Source organism: Streptomyces sp. NPDC048353 (genome assembly GCF_055587165.1).
Genome location: NZ_JBVJGU010000003.1, coordinates 226,524 through 244,525, shown reverse-complemented (window position 1 = coordinate 244,525; position 18,002 = coordinate 226,524). Strand labels below are relative to the sequence as shown.

The 18,002-nt window shown below is 72.9% G+C and carries 14 protein-coding genes; 5 read left to right on the top strand and 9 right to left on the bottom strand.

The features are described from left to right. The first annotated feature begins 205 nt into the window (after window positions 1-205). Entirely contained in the window at window positions 206-1,759 is a 1,554-nt protein-coding gene (locus tag ACZ6RC_RS11565) for an alkaline phosphatase family protein (RefSeq protein WP_469581275.1), read from the top strand. 122 nt (window positions 1,760-1,881) lie between these two features. On the opposite strand, the gene ACZ6RC_RS11560 is transcribed toward ACZ6RC_RS11565, so the two are convergent. From ACZ6RC_RS11560 to ACZ6RC_RS11540, 5 genes are all read right to left on the bottom strand, one after another. Then, window positions 1,882-3,846: an ABC transporter permease gene (locus ACZ6RC_RS11560; protein WP_469581272.1), complete on the bottom strand. Its 1,965-nt coding sequence runs from the start codon at window positions 3,844-3,846 to the stop codon at window positions 1,882-1,884. Window positions 3,847-4,258: 412 nt separating this feature from the next. Beyond that, the gene (gene modA, locus ACZ6RC_RS11555) at window positions 4,259-5,068 is read right to left on the bottom strand and encodes a molybdate ABC transporter substrate-binding protein (protein WP_469581270.1); all 810 of its coding nucleotides are present in this window, start codon (window positions 5,066-5,068) and stop codon (window positions 4,259-4,261) included. Between the two features lie 97 nt (window positions 5,069-5,165). Beyond that, window positions 5,166-5,561, bottom strand: coding sequence for a TOBE domain-containing protein (locus ACZ6RC_RS11550; protein WP_391134657.1), 396 nt, complete (start codon window positions 5,559-5,561; stop codon window positions 5,166-5,168). A 251-nt stretch (window positions 5,562-5,812) separates the two neighbouring features. Next, on the bottom strand, window positions 5,813-6,271 hold the full coding sequence (locus ACZ6RC_RS11545) for an SRPBCC family protein (protein ID WP_391134655.1): 459 nt from the start codon (window positions 6,269-6,271) through the stop codon (window positions 5,813-5,815). Between the two features lie 99 nt (window positions 6,272-6,370). Continuing rightward, on the bottom strand, window positions 6,371-7,096 hold the full coding sequence (locus ACZ6RC_RS11540) for a hypothetical protein (protein ID WP_469581266.1): 726 nt from the start codon (window positions 7,094-7,096) through the stop codon (window positions 6,371-6,373). Window positions 7,097-7,436: 340 nt separating this feature from the next. Here ACZ6RC_RS11540 and ACZ6RC_RS11535 point away from each other — a divergent pair, with 340 nt between their 5' ends. Beyond that, window positions 7,437-8,690 (top strand): cation:proton antiporter, encoded by a 1,254-nt coding sequence (locus tag ACZ6RC_RS11535; RefSeq protein WP_469581261.1) that lies wholly within the window; start codon window positions 7,437-7,439, stop codon window positions 8,688-8,690. A 124-nt stretch (window positions 8,691-8,814) separates the two neighbouring features. Further along, window positions 8,815-9,036: a hypothetical protein gene (locus ACZ6RC_RS11530; protein WP_391134646.1), complete on the top strand. Its 222-nt coding sequence runs from the start codon at window positions 8,815-8,817 to the stop codon at window positions 9,034-9,036. 101 nt (window positions 9,037-9,137) lie between these two features. Here ACZ6RC_RS11530 and ACZ6RC_RS11525 read toward each other — a convergent pair whose 3' ends face one another. Further along, window positions 9,138-9,965 carry an endonuclease I family protein gene (locus ACZ6RC_RS11525; protein ID WP_469581257.1) on the bottom strand — a complete coding sequence of 276 codons (828 nt, stop codon included), beginning with the start codon at window positions 9,963-9,965 and terminating at the stop codon, window positions 9,138-9,140. Window positions 9,966-10,216: 251 nt separating this feature from the next. After that, window positions 10,217-10,807: a snapalysin family zinc-dependent metalloprotease gene (locus tag ACZ6RC_RS11520; protein WP_469581255.1), complete on the bottom strand. Its 591-nt coding sequence runs from the start codon at window positions 10,805-10,807 to the stop codon at window positions 10,217-10,219. Window positions 10,808-11,378: 571 nt separating this feature from the next. Between ACZ6RC_RS11520 and ACZ6RC_RS11515 the strand changes: the two genes are divergently transcribed. After that, the gene (locus tag ACZ6RC_RS11515) at window positions 11,379-12,758 is read left to right on the top strand and encodes a diacylglycerol/lipid kinase family protein (protein WP_469581252.1); all 1,380 of its coding nucleotides are present in this window, start codon (window positions 11,379-11,381) and stop codon (window positions 12,756-12,758) included. A 291-nt stretch (window positions 12,759-13,049) separates the two neighbouring features. Continuing rightward, window positions 13,050-16,463, top strand: a complete 3,414-nt coding sequence (locus tag ACZ6RC_RS11510) for a flagellar hook assembly protein FlgD (RefSeq protein ID WP_469581249.1) — start codon at window positions 13,050-13,052, stop codon at window positions 16,461-16,463. 73 nt (window positions 16,464-16,536) lie between these two features. Here ACZ6RC_RS11510 and ACZ6RC_RS11505 read toward each other — a convergent pair whose 3' ends face one another. Beyond that, window positions 16,537-17,229 carry a class I SAM-dependent methyltransferase gene (locus ACZ6RC_RS11505; protein WP_469581246.1) on the bottom strand — a complete coding sequence of 231 codons (693 nt, stop codon included), beginning with the start codon at window positions 17,227-17,229 and terminating at the stop codon, window positions 16,537-16,539. 31 nt (window positions 17,230-17,260) lie between these two features. Continuing rightward, entirely contained in the window at window positions 17,261-17,833 is a 573-nt protein-coding gene (locus ACZ6RC_RS11500) for a class I SAM-dependent methyltransferase (protein WP_469581243.1), read from the bottom strand. Window positions 17,834-18,002: the final 169 nt, after the last annotated feature.

Below are 18,002 nucleotides of genomic sequence, written 5' to 3'. Positions count from 1 at the left end.
CGCGGTGGAGGGGCGTTCCGCCGTGCGCACAGGGAAGAACCCCAACATCACGCCACGATAACGGGTCTGAACCATCTGTCGTGTGCTGTTCATCCATGAGGGGTTCCGCGTGCATCTGTTGATCCCTGCCCGGGCCCAGGCTCGTCAACGCCCGGCCAGACGGCCGCGCACCCCATGCCCCCACAGGTCTTCCCAGGGAGATTCCGTGCACCTGTCCCGTTCCCTTCGGGCCGCCCTCGCGGTCACCGTCGCGGCCGCCGTCCTGCCGCTCGCCGCCGCCGCCCACGCCGCGGACCCCGTCGCCGGCAAGGGCGCCCCCGCCGCCGGCCAGAAGAAGGTACGGCCCTCCGGCGCCCCCGCCACCACCGCCGCCAAGCAGCCCAAGTCGCTGGTCATCGGCGTCGACGGAGCCACCTTCGCCACGTTCGACAAGGCGAGGATGCCCCGCGTCAAGGGCCTCATGACGGGCGGCATGACCGCCACCAGCAACCTCTACGCCCACCCGATGGCCCCCACCTCCTCCGGCCCGGGCTGGTCGTCCATCGCCACCGGCGCCTGGCCGGACAAGCACAAGGTGGTCGACAACACCTTCGCCGGCGCCCGCTACGACCTGTACCCGGACTACGCCACCCGCCTGGAGAGCTCCGACCCGGCGCTCGACACCCTGGTCGTCGGCACCTGGAGCCCGATCCGCGACACCGTCTTCGGCCCCGCCGTCGACACCCGCCTCGGCGGCGTCAACGACGCCGACACCACCGCGACCGCCGTCTCCAAGCTCACCACCACCGACGCGGACGCCACCTTCGTCCACCTCGACGAGGTCGACGGCGCCGGCCACTCCCACGGCACCGAGCACCAGGCCTACCGGGACGCCCTCAACGTCGCCGACGGCCAGATCGGCCGGATCCTCGACGCCGTCACCTCCCGCCCCGGCTACGCCGACGAGGACTGGCAGATCATCGTCACCGCCGACCACGGCCACAAGCCCGGCGGCAACCACGGCGGCAACACCCCCGGCGAGCGGCAGACCTTCGTCATCGCCAAGGGCACCGGCTTCACCCCGGGTTCGGTCCGCCACGACGTCAAGATCACCGACATCGCCCCCACCGTCCTCGCCCACTTCGGCATCGCCGCCGACCCGGCCTGGCAGCTCGACGGCCGGCCGATCGCCGCCCTGACCCCCGACGCCTTCGACACCCTGCGCCCCACCCTGAACACGCGCGTCGACGAACTCGGCCTGCCCTCCACCCTCAAGGGCTGGAAGACCACCCCGCCCGCCGGCTGGTCCGTCGACAACTCCGCCCTGCCCACCGGCGGCGTGACCGAGTGGCGCGGCTGGTCCTTCGCGACCGACGAGTTCTGGAGCAACACCGACCTGGGCCAGAGCCGCGAGACCAACGTCCGCGCCCGGAACGTCTTCGCCGTCGCCGACTCCGACGAGTGGGACGACAAGGCGCACGGCGCCGGACAGTTCGACTCCACCCTCGTCAGCCCCGCCTTCCCGGTGACCGGCGGCGCGTCCGCGACCGTCTCGTACGCGACGAACTACAAGATCGACGGCCCGCAGACCGGGGACACGTACATCTCCTTCGACGGGGGAGCCCCCCAGCTGCTGAAGTCCTACCGAGCCGACCGCAACGCCTTCGAGAAGCTCACCGTCGCCGTCCCGGCCGGCGCCACCAGCGCCCGGCTGCGCTTCCGCTACACCGGCACCAACAGCGCGTTCTGGACGGTCGACCAGGTCACCGTCACGCACTGACCCGGCACACCGGACCGGACACCGGGAGCGGACCGCGGCCGCTCCCGGCACCGGCACGACCCGACACGCTCACGGGCCCGCGAGGCCCGCCGGGCGCGCGGTGTCTCCAAGGTACGGGCGGTTCACAGCGCGACCACCGTCACCTCGGTCGCCTTCACGCTCGTCCACACCGACGTCCCGTCGGCCAGGGCGAGTTCGGCCGCCGCCTCGGGCGTGATCTCGGCGACGAGGTCGGGGGAGCGGTCCGAGGTGACGAGGACCCGCAGCCGGCTGCCCGAGGCGGTGATTTCCCGGACCGTGCCGGGCCAGACGTTACGGGGGCTGCCGGCGGGCTTGTCGCGGTGGAGGGAGACGGCCTCGGGGGCGATGATCGCGAGGGCCTCCGTCCCGGCCGGAAGGGAGTCCGCGACCACCAGCCGGCCGCCGCCGGCAAGCCGCAGGCCGTCGTCCGTCGACGTACCGGGCCAGGCGTTGCGGCCGAGCATGCGCGCCACCCAGGGGGAGCGGGGGTGCCGGGTGACCTCGGCGGGCGGGGCGTCCTGGAGGGGGCGGCCGTCGTCGAGGACGAGGACGCGGTCGGCGAGCGAGACCGCCTCGACCGGGTCGTGGGTGACGATCAGACAGACCCCGCCGAAGCCGTCGAGATGCCGGCGCAGGGTGTGCCGTACGCGCGCGCGGGTGGTCTGGTCGAGCGCGGCGAGGGGTTCGTCGAGGAGCAGCAGCCGGGGCCGGGCGGCGAGGGCGCGGGCGAGGGCGACGCGCTGTGCCTGTCCGCCGGAGAGCTGGGCCGGCTTTCGGCGCGCCAGGTGCCCGACGCCGAGCCGGTCGAGCCACCGCTGTGCCTCGCGACGCGCCTCCGCCCGGGCGACCCCGTGCGCGCGCAGGCCGTACGCGGTGTTGGCGAGCGCGGTCAGGTGGGGGAAGAGCGCGCCGTCCTGGGGGACCCAGGCGACGCCACGGCGGTGCGGCGGCCGCGCGGTGACGTCCGTGTCGCCCAGGCGCACGGCCGCGTGGGCACGCGGGGTGAGGCCGAGGAGGGCGCGCAGGAGCGTGGTCTTGCCCGCGCCGTTGGCGCCGACCACCGCGATGGTGGTGCCCGGTTCGGCGTCCAGCGTCAGTTCGGTGAAGCCTGTGACGTCGGCGTGCAGGGGCCAGCGCTCCCGCGCCGTGACGGGCTCGGCAGGGACCGTCACGGGTACGGGCCCCGGCTCATCCACGGCGGGCGGGGCGGAACGGGCCCGGTCGCTCGGCGTCCCGGTCCAGCGGCCGCGCAGCGCGATGAGGACGAGCAGGGCGATGGCCAGCAGCAGGAGCGAGACGGACGTCGCCGCCTCCGGCTCCTCCTGGAGGAGGAGGTAGACCTGGAGGGGCAGGGTCTGCGTGGTGCCGGGGAGGTTGCCGGCGAAGGTGATGGTGGCGCCGAACTCGCCCAGCGCCCGCGCCCAGGTGAGGGCGGCGCCGGCGATCAGTCCCGGGGCGACCATGGGCAGCGTCACCGTGAGGAACACCCGCAGGGGCGAGGCGCCCAGAGAGGCGGCGGTCTCCTCGTACCGCGGCCGGAGCCCGCCGAGCGCGCCTTCCAGGCTGATGACGAGGAACGGCATGGCGACGAACGTGGCGGCCAGGACCGCGCCCGAGGTGTGAAACGGCAGGGTGATGCCGAACGACTCCTCCAGCCACGGGCCGAGCAGGCCGCGGCGGCCGAACGCCAGGAGGAGCGCGACCCCGCCGACGGTGGGCGGCAGGACCATCGGAAGCAGCACCAGGGAACGGACGAACGCCTTGCCCGGGAACGGCACCCGGGCCAGCAGCCAGGCCAGCGGGACGCCGAGCAGCAGCGACAGGCCGAGGGCCCAGAGCGAGACGACGAGAGAGAGTCGCAGCGCCCGGGTCGTGCCGGGACTCGTCAGATGGGCACCCAGTTCGCCCCAGGGCGTGCGGGCGAGGATCCCGACGAGCGGGAGCATGAGGAACGCGATGGCCAGCAGCGCGGGCACCGCCAGGGCGAGCGGCGCGCGGGCGCGCGGTGTCCGCGGGGCCCGGGGCTTCTCCGTCGGGGCCGGGGCGAGGGGGCTGGGGCGTGTCATCGGTGGTTCCCGGGCTCGGAGGGGGAGGGCTCGGCGGGGGAGGGAGTGGGAGGGGGGCAGGGGGAGGGGGTGCGTGGCGCGGAGCCGTACGCGTGCCGCCGTTCGCGGGCACCCGTACGAGAGTGCCCGTACGAGAGTGCCCGTACGGGCGCGGCGGGGAGCCGCAACGCGCCCTGCCGCGGGGGAAGATCCGTACAAGTGTGGCGGGGAGCCGCAACGCACGCTGCCCGCAGGGAAGGTCCGGTCCACGCGCGGCAGGGAGTCGCAATGCACGTTGCCCGCAGGGAAGATCCCGTACACGCGCGGCGCGGAACCGCAACGCACGCTGCCCGCAGGGGAGATCCCGTACGCGTGCGGCGCACGGCCCCGCGGGGCTGCCCGGCCCCCCGGCCCGGGCAGCCCCGCGACACGGTTACGGCTGCTGGAAGCCGGCGTCCCGCAGGATCTTCTGGGCCTCAGGGGTGCCGAGCCAGGCGACGAAGGCGGCCGCGGCCGCGGAGTTCTTCGACGCCTTGAGCGTGGCGGCCGGGTATTCGGCGATCGCGTTCTGGTCGTCGGGGATGGCGACCGCGTCGACCTTGTCGGCCGACTTCTCGGCGTCGGTCTTGTAGACGAGACCGGCGTCGGCCTCGCCCAGCTCGACCTTGCTGAGCACGGCGCGGACGTTCGGCTCCTGCGAGACCGGCTTCACCGTGATCTTCTGGGCGTCGAGGATCTTCGCGCTGTAGCGCCCGGCGGGCACCTCGGGCGCGGCGAGGACGACCTTCAGCCCGCTGTCGCCGAGGTCCTTCAGCTCGTCGATCTTCTTCGGGTTGCCTTCGCCGGTGGCGATGACCAGACGGTTCTTGGCGATGACGGCCGGCGCGCCGGTGTCCGCCTTCAGGCCGTCCATCGTCTTGGTGTCGGCGGTGACCAGGGCGTCGGCGGGGGCGCCCTGCTTCACCTGGGCGGCCAGTTCCTGCGACCCGGCGAAGGAGAAGGTCACCGTGGTGCCGGGGTGCTTCTTCTCGTACGCGGCGCCCGCGGTCTTGAACACGTCGGTCAGGGACGCGGCGGCCAGCACCGTCAGGTCGGCCTCGGGGGCGCCGGTGGCGGACGCGGTGGCCTTGCCGCCGGAGTCCTTGGTGCCGTCGCCGTCGCCGCAGGCGGCCAGCGGTACGAGGAGGGCGGCCGTCAGGACGGCGGCGGTGCGGCGTCTGGTGAAGCGGGATGCGAGAGACATCAGGCGGTTCTCCTGGGGACGACGGCCGGTGGGGCCGTCCGAGCGGATGGCGGTGAGCCGCGCCGGAGAGGTGGCGCCGCTGGTGTGCGTGAGGGGGTCAGGTGCGGTCGATGTGCACGCTGGTCGACTTCACGCGGGCGGTGGCCTGCATGCCGACTTCGATTCCCAGCTCCTCGACGGCCTCCCTGGTGAGGAGGGAGACCAGGCGGTGCGGACCGGCCTGGATCTCGACCTGCGCCGCCACGTCGCCGAGTTTGACGGCGGTGACGATGCCGGGGAACGCGTTGCGCGCCGAGGTGTACGAGGCGTCGTCCTCACCGTGGCCGCCCTGGGCGACCTCGACGGAGAAGGCGGCCAGATCGCGGCCGTCGATCAGACGGCGGCCGCCTTCGTCGCGATGGGTGGCGACGCGGCCGGCGTCCGCCCAGCGGCGGGCCGTGTCGGGGCTGACGCCGAGCAGACGCGCGGCCTGTCCGATGGTGTAGGACTGCATGTGCGTCACCGTATGGCCCTTCGCCTCTCAGATGCAATTGATTCGTGGCTTCATAGCAGCAGATGCCAGATCGCATGGAGGAAAGGACGAGGCGAGGCGTCAGGCGTCGGTACGGGCGTCAGCCCGCGCCGCACGGCGTTGAGATGGCACGTCGTTGAGACGGCACGGCCTGGTGATGGCACGGCGTGGTGGCGGCGTGGTGGCGGTGCGGCGGTGGGCCCCGGGAGGCGCCGGTGGTCGCGGCGGAGGCGTCAGCGGGCCGGGATCGCCGCCTCGGCGGCCGCCTTGATCCGGCCGCCGAAGGCCGGTGCGTCCTTACGGGCGGCGGAGAGCGCCACCCCGACGAGGAGCTTGCCCAGCCCGTGGCCTTCGAGCACGTTGTGGATCCGGACCCGGGTCCCGCCTCCGGGCAGCGCCTCCAGGTCGTAACCGCCCTCGCGCGCGGTCACCAGGTTCTTCGACACCTCGGCCCAGCGGATCGTCGAGGGCGCTTCGAGGGCGGTGATGCGGAACTCCCTGCCGGTCTTCATTCCGGCGTCCTTCACGGTGCTCCGGAACACGGTGCCCACGGCGGTCGGGGCGTCGGGGGTCCGCTCGATCCGCAGGACCCGGGGGCTGAACTGCGGGTCGTTGCGCCCGTCGGCGAGATAGGCGAAGACCTCCTCGACGGGCCGGTCGACGTCCACCGACGCTTCGAACTGTCCTGACATGGGCCACTCCCTGTCGTTCGCCGGGGGGCGAGGGCGAGGTCACGCGCAGTCAGCCGCGGACCGCCGGTCAATCGCGCGCAGTCAGCCGCGTACCCCCGGTCAATCGCGCGCCCGCAAGGCCTTGGTGAGCAGGACACCGGCCACGATGAGGAGCACGCCCAGCCACCACACGTTGTCGAAGATCAGGACGGCGATCCCGACGGGAATCAGCAACCCGGCGAGGGGCACGAGTATCCCGGTCAGGGACGGCCCCTTCTCCCCGGACCGGCCCGCCGCGCTCATCGCGTGCGCCCGCGCGACGTCCGGGTACCAGACGGTGAATCGCAGCGCGATGATGATCGCCAGGACCTGGATGATCCAGCCCGTCCAGATGTTGTTGGGGTTGCGGAGCACCAGGTCGCCGTAGCCGCCCGCGATGGCCGCGACCAGGAAGGCCAGGCCCCACACCCCGGTGATGAGGTAGTTCGTCCGCAGGAACGTCGGCGTGTGCCAGTAGGCCGGATCGACCTGCTCGCGTGCGTACTGGAGGGTGAACGGCATCCGGATCGCCATGGATCCGAAGGCGATCACGACGAGGGCGATGTTGGAGACCTCTCCGGCGTAGGTCTCCAGCCAGCGGCGGGTGCCGTCGCTGGCGAACCCGCCGATGACGGCGAGTACGGCGAAGAACACCAGGTCGGAGAGTTCCAGCAGCTTCCAGGACGTGCCCCGGTTGACGATCCGTCCGCCCACGATCAGCGCGATCGTCGCCACCAGGGCGAGAGCGACGGAGATCTCGAACCTGCCGGGACCGACCAACAGCGAAAAGATGATCCACGGCGCCATGCCGACAACCGGATTCTCGAGAATTCCGGCGGCACGGCCGCGGCCTTTGACGGGCGCCTCGGTCTTCACCCTTCCAGATTGCACGCCCCAGGGGGGCCGGTCCATTCGAGCGGCGGTGTGGGGAGCGGGGCGGGCCGCGGTACGGAGGGCGGCGCGGGGAGCGGGGCGGGGCGCGGCGCGGGCGGCCCGGGGGAGCCGACCGCCGGGGGAGCCGACCGTACCGCCGGGAAGCGGGCCACCGGCCGGACGTGCCGACGTGCCCCACGTCGGCGCGCTCGCACGTCCCGGCGGTACATCCGCCTTACGCTGCGTTTGTCCGAGGCCCCCTTCGAAAGCGCGGATGGACTTGCTTGCCGTAACCGTCATCGCGGGCATCCTGTTCGCGTGGTGCGTCCTGTCGCACCGGCTCGCGCGATGGAGCATCACCGCGCCGATCGCCATGCTGGCGGCGGGCATCGCCCTTACCAGCGGCTCGAAACCGCCCCTCGTCTTCGACTTCGGCGACATGGCCGGCTTCGAGCACGCGGTGGAGGTCGTGCTCGCGCTCCTGCTCTTCGTCGACGCGACCGAGGTGCCCGCGGGGGTCATCCGGCGCGAGCGGAGCGTCGTCGCCCGGCTGCTCGGCGGGGCGCTGCCGCTCACCCTCGCCGCCGCCTTCCTGACCGCGCTCGCCTTCTTCCCCCACCAGCCCGGATGGGTCCTTGCGGCGCTGGCGACCGTCGTCGTCCCCCTCGATCTGGCACCCACCGCGGCCGTGGTGCGCGACAAGCGGATCCCGGCGCGCCTGCGGGAGGTGCTGAACGTCGAGGGCGGTCTCAACGACGGCATCGTCTCCCCGGTGTTCCTGCTCTGCGTCGCCGCCGCCGTCGAGTCCCGTGCGGCGAGCGACGACTATGCCGAGGCCGTCCTCGACGCCATCGGAGCGGCGTCCTGGGCGCTCCTGGCCGGAGTGCTCGTCGGCTACTCCTGCGGCTGGGTGCTGAGCCGCGCCTGGGCGAGGGGCTGGACGCAGTCCGCCGCGACCCGACTCGCGGTACTGAGCGTGCCCATCGCGGCCTACACCCTGTCCTCGGCCCTCGGCGGCAACGGCTTCGTCGCCTCCTTCGTGGCCGGGGTCTGCATCGCCCCCGCCATGCGGCGGCTCCCGGAGGACGCCGTGCGGATGACGGACGACCTGGTCACGCTGCTGACGCTCGCCCTCTGGTTCCTCTTCGGACAGATCGTCAACGACGAGTTCTGGGACGGCTTCCACCTCTCCGTCATCTTCTACGCCCTCCTCGCCGTCACGCTGGTGCGGATGGTGCCCGTGATGCTCGTGCTCATCGGCACGAACTTGTCCCTGCGGGACAGGCTCTTCCTGGGGTGGATGGGGCCCCGGGGCGTGACCTCGGTGGTCTTCGGCCTCCTCGCCACCCTCCAACTGCCTGCCACAAGCGGTGACTTCATCTCCCGGGTGATGGTGATCACCGTCATGGTGAGCATCGTGCTGCACGGCCTGAGCAGCGAACCCCTTGCCCGCCTCTACGGCCGCCGTCGCCCCACGCCCCCCGAGCCACCCGGGCCCAAGACGCCGGCGCCCCACAGTGCGAAGTGAGGCCCGAGGCGTCGGTGCCCCACGGTGCGAACTGAGGTACGGGAACCACGGGGCCCCGTCGAACGTCGCACAAGGCAGGGCGATCGCCGCCGACGCGTGCACCACTCAGGGAAGAGAGCCGCCGATGCCGTCGAGAGAAGCCGCCACCTACGAGACCAGCCTTTCCGACGGCCGTCGGATGACGCTGTCCATGCCCTCGCTCGACGCGCCCTGGGCCGCCGGGGGAGTGGCCGGCCTGCGGCCCGTCCCCGCGCTGTACGAGGGACGGGGTGAGGAGGCGCACGAGCTGCCTCCCGTCCCGGACCTGCGGGCGCTGAACCTCGCGGTCCTGGGGATGGGCGCCTGAGCGAGGCGCGCGCCCGCAGGGCACGGGCTGATCCGGTCCGCCCGGCCCGGGACACCGGCGCGCTCGGTTGGAGCGCGCCGGGACCGGGCCGGGCCGCCGTGTCACTTCCAGATCTCGGCGACCCATTCGGGATGGTCGACGAAGGGGTTCCGGTTCTTCTGGATGGCGAAGATCTTGTCGTTGCGGGACTTCTCGAAGGCGTCCGGCGGGTCTTGGTCGTTCCACTGCCGGAGCACCGAGAGACGGCCCATCGCCGGTGCGGAGCCGTTGTCGACCTGGTCGTTGGGCTCGAGGTCGGGGAAGCCCTCGCTGCCGTCGTAGCGGACGGCCATGTAGAGGATCATGCGGGCGACATCGCCCTTGACCGCGTCGCGCGGCTCGAACGAGTCGCCGTCGGAGAGGCTGTCGGGGGCCTCGTCGACCGGGTCGCCCCCGTTGTCGAAGTCCAGGTTGCCCCGGGTGGCGTTGACGGAGACGTCCTCGGGCCGCAGGTGGTGGATGTCGGTGCCCGGGCCGGTGGCGGTGCCGAAGTCGCCGTGCGACTTGGCCCAGACGTGCTCACGGTTCCAGTCGTTCGCCTCGCCGCCGTTGGCGTCCTTGGCCTGGGAACGCCCGGAGTAGAGCAGTACGACGTTGTCCGCGTTCGCCGGATCCTCGTCGGTGGTCTTCAGCGCGTCCCAGACCTGGTCGTACGAGAGCTTGGTCTGCTCGCTGACGATCGTGTGGACGGCGCTCTTCAGCTCGGGCCCGGTCTTGCCGAGGGCGCCTTCGTAGTACGTGTCGTCCAGCGGCGCGGCCGCGGGGGCGGCGCTGTCGGGGGAGGGCTGGGCGCCGGAGGCGTAGGCCGCGGTGGACGCGACGACGGCGGTGGTCGCCGCGATGCTCAGGAGGGAACGCCGCCAGGGGCGCTGCCTGTGGTGAGCGGACATATGTGGGGGGTGTCCTCTCGCTGGGCGGGCACGTCGCCTCGTTCCGGCGGTCGGCAGGCCCGGACGCGGTGCCCTACGGACGGGTGGTGGTAGGTGGTTCGAGCCCGAGCTTGGCATGTTCAAGCCACCGAGAAGTGGACACCCCGTACCCGTCCTGTGGCGACACCGTGGAGAGCGCGCGGAATGACGACAGGGCGCCCGGTCGGGCGCTGAACCGCCCGCCCGAACGCCCTGCCGTCCCCGCCCTCGTGCTAGGGGGCGTCCACCAGGACCCGGCCGTCGGTGGGAACGCGCGCGGCGGCGCCGGAGGCGTAGGCGGAGTTGACGCGGGCCCGCTCGGTGGCGTTCGGGACCGCGTTCGCGCAGCTCGTACCCGCGCTCGACCCCGACATCAACTGTGAGCACGGACCGGGCTTGGTGTCCGGCAGGCCGAGGCTGTGGCCGAGCTCGTGAGCGGCGATACGCGTCTTGTCGTACCCCTGGCTCACCGCCTGACTCCCCAGCTCCACCCGCACCTGCCGCCCCGGCCGCACGGGCCCGAGGTTCGCCTGGGGCCACCCGGTCGTGGCCACGATCACGATCTCGGCCCTGGTGCCGGGCGCGGCCTCGACCAGCTTGACGTTCCCGACGTTCGCGTTCCAGGAGGCGACCCCGTCCGCGATCGCCGCCTCCCAACCGCCGGCCCGGCTGTCGTCGTAACGAAGCGTCACCACAGCCGCCGCGCCCGACGGGGACGGCGCGGAGACGGGCGAGGGGCCGGTCGCGGCGCTCGCCGCCGTCGCGGTGGCGAGGACGACCACCGCGGCGGTGGTGCCCGCCTTGAGCCATGTGCAGAGCGGCATTGCTGCTCCTTCACTCGTGGGGGACTCGGGTCCGTAGGGAACCGAGAGTGCGGGAGGAGTGCAACTCTTCGGCTGGGTAGGCCGGTTGGCGTTCCTCCCGATCCCCGACGGTATGCCCTCACCCCCTCCACCCGCCATGCACCTGTCACGATTTCCATCGTGCGGGACGGAGAGTGCCCGCCTGACGGCACCGAGCCGGCGAACGCGCCGCCGGCCGGGAACCGCCGGAGTCCCACCCCGAAGGCTCAGCCCCGCGCCAACCCGCCGAGCAGCTTCCAGGTGCGGCGCCGGTCGCCGCCGCCGAGTCCACCGCTCACGCGCAGGACCTCCGGCCCCATGGCGGCGCCCAGCACCGCCGCAGGACCTCCGGCCTTATGGCGGCGCCCAGCGCCGGCCCCGTTGGCTAGGCGCCCCGGACCGCCACCGAGTACGGAGTGGCCGCGGTCGGGTCCGGCTCGGAGGACCGTCCGCTTCATCCTCCCGGCCCCGCCGGAGTGCCCCTCGGTCCCGCAGTACGCAGGCTGGTGCCTCGGGACCGGGCTCGCGGCCGGGCACGGCACGGAGAGGAACCATGGGCGGAACACACCTGACGGGCCCCGACGGGAGCGGCGCCGCACGGCTTCTCGCGCGTCTGGCCGTGCTCGCGGCGGTCGGTTCGCTGGTCGTGCTCGGGCTCGCCCTGGGCGAGGGTGGTCTCCTGGTCGTCGGAGCCGGGCTCCTCGGGCTGGCCCTCTGTGCCGTCGGCGCGTGGTGGTTCGTGGCGCACCGGGGCCTGGTGCGGCTGGCCGGGGCGGTCCTCACCGTGGGAGCGCCCGTCGCCGTCCTGGTCCTGTTCGCGCACGACGGCCTGTGGCTGACGGCGCTGGTACTGCTCCTGTGCTGGGGCGCGGCGCTGGCCCTCGCCCGGGCGGCGCTGCGCAGGTCACGTCCGCGGCGGTCGACGCCGGCGAGAGCCGCGCCCCGGCCACGGCGGCCGGTCCTGATCATGAACCCGAAGTCCGGGGGCGGCAAGGTCGGCCGCTTCCGGCTGGTGGAACGGGCGGAAGAGCTGGGCGCGCGGGTGATCCTGCTCGACCCGTCCGCCCCGGCCGATGTCGCCGAACTGGCCCGGGAGGCCGTGGCCGGGGGCGCGGACCTGCTCGGCGTCGCGGGCGGCGACGGCACGCAGGCGCTGGTCGCGGCGGTCGCGGCCGAGCACGGCCTGCCCTTCCTCGTGGTCTCCGCCGGCACCCGCAACCACTTCGCCATGGACCTGGGCCTCGACCGCTCCGACCCGTCCCGCTGTCTCGACGCGCTGACCGACGGCGAGGAGCTGCGGATCGACCTCGGTGACGTCGCCGGCCGGGCCTTCGTGAACACGGTGTCCTTCGGGGTGTACGCCGATGTCGTGCAGCGGCCGGAGTACCGCGACGACAAGGCGGGCACGGCGCTGACCCTGATGCCGGACCTGCTGCTCGGGGAACGGGTGCGGCTCGACGCACAGGCCGACGGCACCGCCCTCTCGTCCCAGCAGGCCCTCCTCGTCAGCAACAACCCGTACGTCTCTCCCGACGCGCTGAGCGGGGGCGGCCGCCGCCCCCGGCTGGACGACGGCGTACTGGGAGTGCTCGGCATCCGGGTGGCGGACGCGGCACAGGCCGCCGACCTGGCCCTGCGGGGTTCACAGTCCCCGGCCCTGACCGTCCTGACCGCCCGCCGCGTCGAGGTGACCGCCGACGCGGAGGACATCCCCGTCGCGGTCGACGGCGAGGCCCTGCGCCTGCCCACCCCGGTGGTCTGCACGCTGCACCCGGGCGCGCTGCGGGTGCTGGTCCCGCGCGAACGCCCGGGCGTCGTCGTGCCCGCGCCGCCGGTGCGATGGCGACGCATCTTCGAGCTCGCCTTCACCCGCACGGAGGCAGCCGACAGACGACCGGCCGACCGCCGAGCGAACGCGTCCATGAACCGATGACCGCCGACACGCCCTGATGGCCTTCCGAACGCCGCCGCCATAGGACGGGCCGCATTCGCCGCGGCCGCCGGCCCCGCGGCGCTGCTCCGGCTGCAGGGTCCCGCGGCCACGAGCCGAGGGCTGTGGCGCCGCATCCTTGCAGGCGCAAGGGTCCTGAACCGGTTCGAAAATTGGCGCTGATGGAGTGATCACGCTGTTACGCTCCTTACGCCCGCGCCGGGGGGTTCGAGCGGGCCGGACAGCAGCAGCACAGGCCCGGGGATACCGCCGGGGAAACGGGGAGGGAACCACGTGGTTCGTCATGCCCTCGCGCGGAGGGCTTCCATCGCCGCGCTCGGACTCGTCATCGGATCGGGAACGCTGATACCGCTCGCGTCACCGGCCGTGGCCGACGAGCCGGGAGCGTCGCAGGAGCTGGTGATCCCGGCCGCCGTCAAGAAGACGCCCGGTTGGGACCGGGTGTACCGCTACGGGCAGGCGGAAGAGGGAGACTCCGACAGTGTCGGAGCCGAGGGGGTCTTCCTCAGCGAGGACGGTCCGCATCCGGTGTGGACGCGCTACCAGGACGGCAAGACCTTCGAGGTCCCCGGTCTCGGCGACGCCCCCGGTTTGGGCCGCGGCACCGGGACCGACGCCCTCGCCTACGTGGCGGCGGACCGGGTCGAACTGCGCCACGCCGACGGCGCCGTGGGCACCCTGACCCTGGCGGCGGGGCTGAAGGAGCCGAACGTCTACGGGCTGCGCGCCGTCGCCGACGACCCGGCCACCGGTCGCACCCACATCCTGTCCGCCAAGGCCGGCGGCGGCACCGCCGACGTCACCGTCGAGGAACCGGAGGGCACCGACCTCGGAGCCGCTGTCGCGGGCGACGGGTCCTCACTGGTGCTCCGGGGCGCCGCCTCGGGCGGCAAGCGGCGCTACACCCTGGTCGACGCCGCGACCGGCAAGGCCGAGGGCTCCCTGCCGCTCGTGCCCGAGGGCTACACACAGGCCAAGCTCTCGCCCACCCACGTCCTCCTCTTCGGCGACCACAAGAACGAGACCGTCTTCGTCGCCTCCCGTACGAACCCCTCCGCCCCGCTCGTCACGGTGCCGTTCGTCGCCATCGGCTCGACGCTGTCCCTCGTCGGCGACTGGATCGTGCACGCCCCGTACGACAGGATCGAGGCCGTCCCGATCAAGGGGGGCGACCCGGTCGACATCTTCACCGGTCAGACCCGGGGCCTCGCCTCAGGCACCGACGGCACCGCCGTCACCGTCGGCGGCCCCAGCACCGCCGACTGGGCGGTGCGGCGCATCGCGCCGGGTGCCGACGGCAAGCCGGTGGTCACGACGGTCAAGAAGATCCCCGGCACGACCGTTCCGGTGGAGCGCCTCGCGCTCGCCCAGGGGCAGTTGGCGGTCGTCGACCACAGCGACGACAACTCGTCGTACACCCGGGCGTGGAGCCGCGAGCTCAGCACGAGCGGCGCCCTCGCCTACGGCGAGCGGTCCACCGAGAGCCTCATGGCGGACCAGTGCCCGGCGGGCGACCAGGCGTGCACCGAATACTGGCCCACGGGCGACGGCCGCTTCCTGACGCACATCGGCGGCAGCGACGGCTACGTCGTCGTCCAGGGCTGGGAGAAGGGCGGATTCCTCTCCGCCCACGCGCGCGGCGACTCCCGTGTCCGCGACCTGAGCGGGCCGTACCTGGTGATGGACGTCACCACGCGCTCGGGTACCGAGCAGCGCGTCCTGCTGCTGGCGCAGGACGACGAGAAGACGCAGGTGCTCGAGGAACGCGCCCCCGTCGCGTCCGCCCTGTGGGGTTCCTGGCTGTGGAGCGCCGACGCCGAGAAGGGCGCCGTGACCGCGAAGGACCTGAAGACCGGAAAGACGGTCGAGACCCTGAACACCGGTGCCGCGTGCGTGCCGCAGGAGCTCCAGGCCGCCGGACGCTGGCTCTACTGGTCCTGCGGCGCGGGCGGTCCCGCCGGCGTCTACGACCGTACGGCGAAGAAGTCCCAGGCCGTCCCGTCCGACGAGGCCCTGCTCGGTGACGGCTACGTCGTCACCCACGACAAGGCCGCAGGCAAGCTCGTTCTCACGGGCACCGACGCCTCCCAGCCGGCTGTCAGCCGTGTCGTCGGCGACCTGCCCGACACCGGCACCTCCCAGCGCCGGGTCCGCTGGTCCGTCGACAGGTTCGGCGGGCACCTCGCCTACGCGGACGCCGAGGAACGGATCCACGTCGTCCCCAGCGGCATCGCACCGCAGCCGCTGACCGTCCTCTCCCGTGAGGACGCCCCGCTCGTACGGGCCCGCGACACCGCGAACCCGACCGTCCTCACGGCGGTGACCCCGTCCCGGCCCGTCGACGCCTGGACCCTGACGGCCCGCCACCTCCGCACCGGCAAGGTCAGCGAGCTGGCCTCCGGCAACGACGGCCGTTGGCTGAACCTGACGTGGGACGGCACGGACAAGGCCGGAACGCTGCTGCCCAACGGTGAGTACGCCTGGACGCTGACCGCACGGCCCGACGGCGCCGCGGGCGCCGAGCTGAAGCTGACCGGCAGCACCGTCCTGCGCGGCGGCGCCTCCCCCGCGAACAGCTCCTTCACGAGCCTGCCGCCCCAGCGCGTGCTCGACACCCGCTCCGGCACCGGTGCCGCGCAGGGCAAGGTGGGCCCGAAGGGCACGATCACCGTCGACGTCTCGGACGTCCCGGGCGTGGACGTGTACACCACCACGTCCGTGGCGCTGCACGTCACCGCGACCAACGCGACGGCGGCCACGTTCGTCTCCGCGTACGCGGACGGCACCCCCCGCTCCTCCGCGTCGAACCTCAACGTGCCCGCCGGGAAGACCGTCTCCAACCTGGTGATCGTCCCGGTCGAGCACGGCAAGGCGACCTTCTACAACCACGCGGGTACGGTCGACCTCATCGCCGACGTCGCCGGTGCCCACACGCTGTGGGACGACGCGGGCTCCCTGTACCAGCCGATGACCCCCTGGCGTGCCCTCGACACCCGCGTCGGCCTCGGTGCTCCCCGGGCCACGGTGAAGGGCGGCTCCCGGGCGCACCTGTCCCTGCGGGGAACCGCCGCGGGCGGCGCCGACGTGACGGCCGTCGTCCTCAACGTGACGGCGACCAACGTGACGGGCAGCACCTTCGTCGCGGCCCTGCCGACCGACGCGCCGGTGGTCGGCTCACACCTCAACCCGAGTGCGGGCGAGACCCGTTCGAACCTGGTGGTCGTGCCCGTCAAGAACGGCGGCGTCGACCTGTACAACCACGCCGGCGCGGTCGATCTGATCGCCGATGTGGCCGGCTACTACACCGGTGCGCACGTGGGGTCGCTCTACAAGCCGCTGGCACCGGCCCGGCTCATGGACACCCGCATCGGCGTCGGCGTCACCAAGGCGAAGGTGGGCCCGGGCCGGACGGTCACCCTGACCGTCGCCGGAAAGGACGGGGTCCCCGCCACCGGCGCCACCGCCGTCGTGCTCAACGTGACGGCGACCAACACCACGGCGAGCACGTACGTCACGGCCTACCCGTACGGCACCACCCGTACCAGCGCGTCGAACCTGAACGTGCCGGCCGGGGCGACCGTCTCCAACCTCGCCGTCGTCCCCGTCAAGGACGGCAAGGTCACCTTCTACAACCACGGCGGGTCGGCGGACCTGATCGCGGACGTGCAGGGCTTCTACGCCGAGTGACGGCGCGGAAACAGAGCGAAGGCCACCCGGGAGTTCCCGGGTGGCCTTCGCCGTATTCGCGGTGGCCCCACGCTCACGTCGCCTGCGGGCGCCGGGCGGCATACAGCCGGTAGGAGACGTGGTTGTCCGGCTCCGGGCAGTCGATCGCCGTGACCGTCTCCATGATGAAGCCGTGCTGGACCAAGAGGCCCTCCCACAGATGCGGGGTGAGGACCCACATGTTCACGGGGTGGTCTTCAGTGGTACCTGGCAGCCGCAGGATCTCGGGGCGCGGCATCAACTCGGTCGACGGCCCGATGCCGTCCGAGTTGGTGTGCAGCGCCGAGAAGAGGAGCCGGCCGCCCGGTGTCATGCCGTTGGCCAGGACGGGCAGCAGCCGGTCGGGGTTCAGATACGGCATGGAGCCGACGGAGTAGACCAGGTCGTAAGGATCGGCGTCGCGCAGGAAGGTCACGGCGTCGGCGCACACCAGGTGCAGACCCGGAGTGTCCGGGTAGCGGGCGAGGGCGCGTCGGTGCTGGGTGGGAGACGCATCCACGGCGGTGACGTCGGCGCCCCGGGCGGCGAGGTGAGCGGCGTGGCGGCCAAGGCCGCTGCCGAGGTCGAGGACGCGCAGCCCGTTCACGTCGCCGAGGGCTTCGATACCGGGACCGATGTCGAGGAGGCCCCAGTCCCACCGGCCCAGCTCGGGCAGCTCCAGCCCTCTGGCCAGTTGGTGGGCGCCGTAGACGTTCCAGGCCTCGAAGGTGTCCGATTCGGTGGTCACCGAGTACTCCATCCGGTAGCCGGAGCGGGGGTCAGGGACGCAGGGCGAAGCAGCGCAGGACGTCGACGTCGGCGGTCTGGACGGCGGACCAGCCGGTGGTGAGGATCTCCGCCTGCGCGGTAGTGATTCCGAGGCTCTGCGAGGAGTGCGTAGTGGCACGGCGCCCGGAGATCTCGGCGACCACCCAGAAGGTCCCGCCGGGGGCAAGGAGGTGCCGGACGCGGCCGAGGAAGGCGGCTTTGTCATCGATCCACCGGTAGACAAGGCGGCAGGTGACGACCGCGTACGCCGGCTCCGGCAGGGCGCGGAGGTCGTCGGTGGTGATGTCCATGCACCGCCAGACCGGTTCGTGACCGGGCCCGGCGTCCTGGGCGGCGGCGAGCGCGACGGCGCTGGAGGAGCAGTCGATGCCGGTCGTGCGGTAGCCGAGCTGGGTGAGGCGTCGGGTAAGCGAGCCGTCGCCGCAGCCGATGTCGAGGGCGGGCCGGTCGTCACCGGGGCCGAGACGGTCCTCCAGCAGCCGGTTCTCGGCGTCGTCGAGCTGCCGGTAGCGGCGGCCGTGGGACCATAGCGACTCCCAGTAGGCCGCGGACGCGGTGGTCATGAAAGGGCTCCTTCAGGACGGGGACGACGTGGAGGAGCGCGCCGAGGGCGGGGGCGGCCCGGGCATCGAGGAGGACGGCCACGACGCCGGGCGGTGGCGGCGGAGAGCGGGAGGTCCCCGAGTCGAGCGGGCTGCTGGCGGACTGCATCCTGCCCAGAAAGGCGGGGTC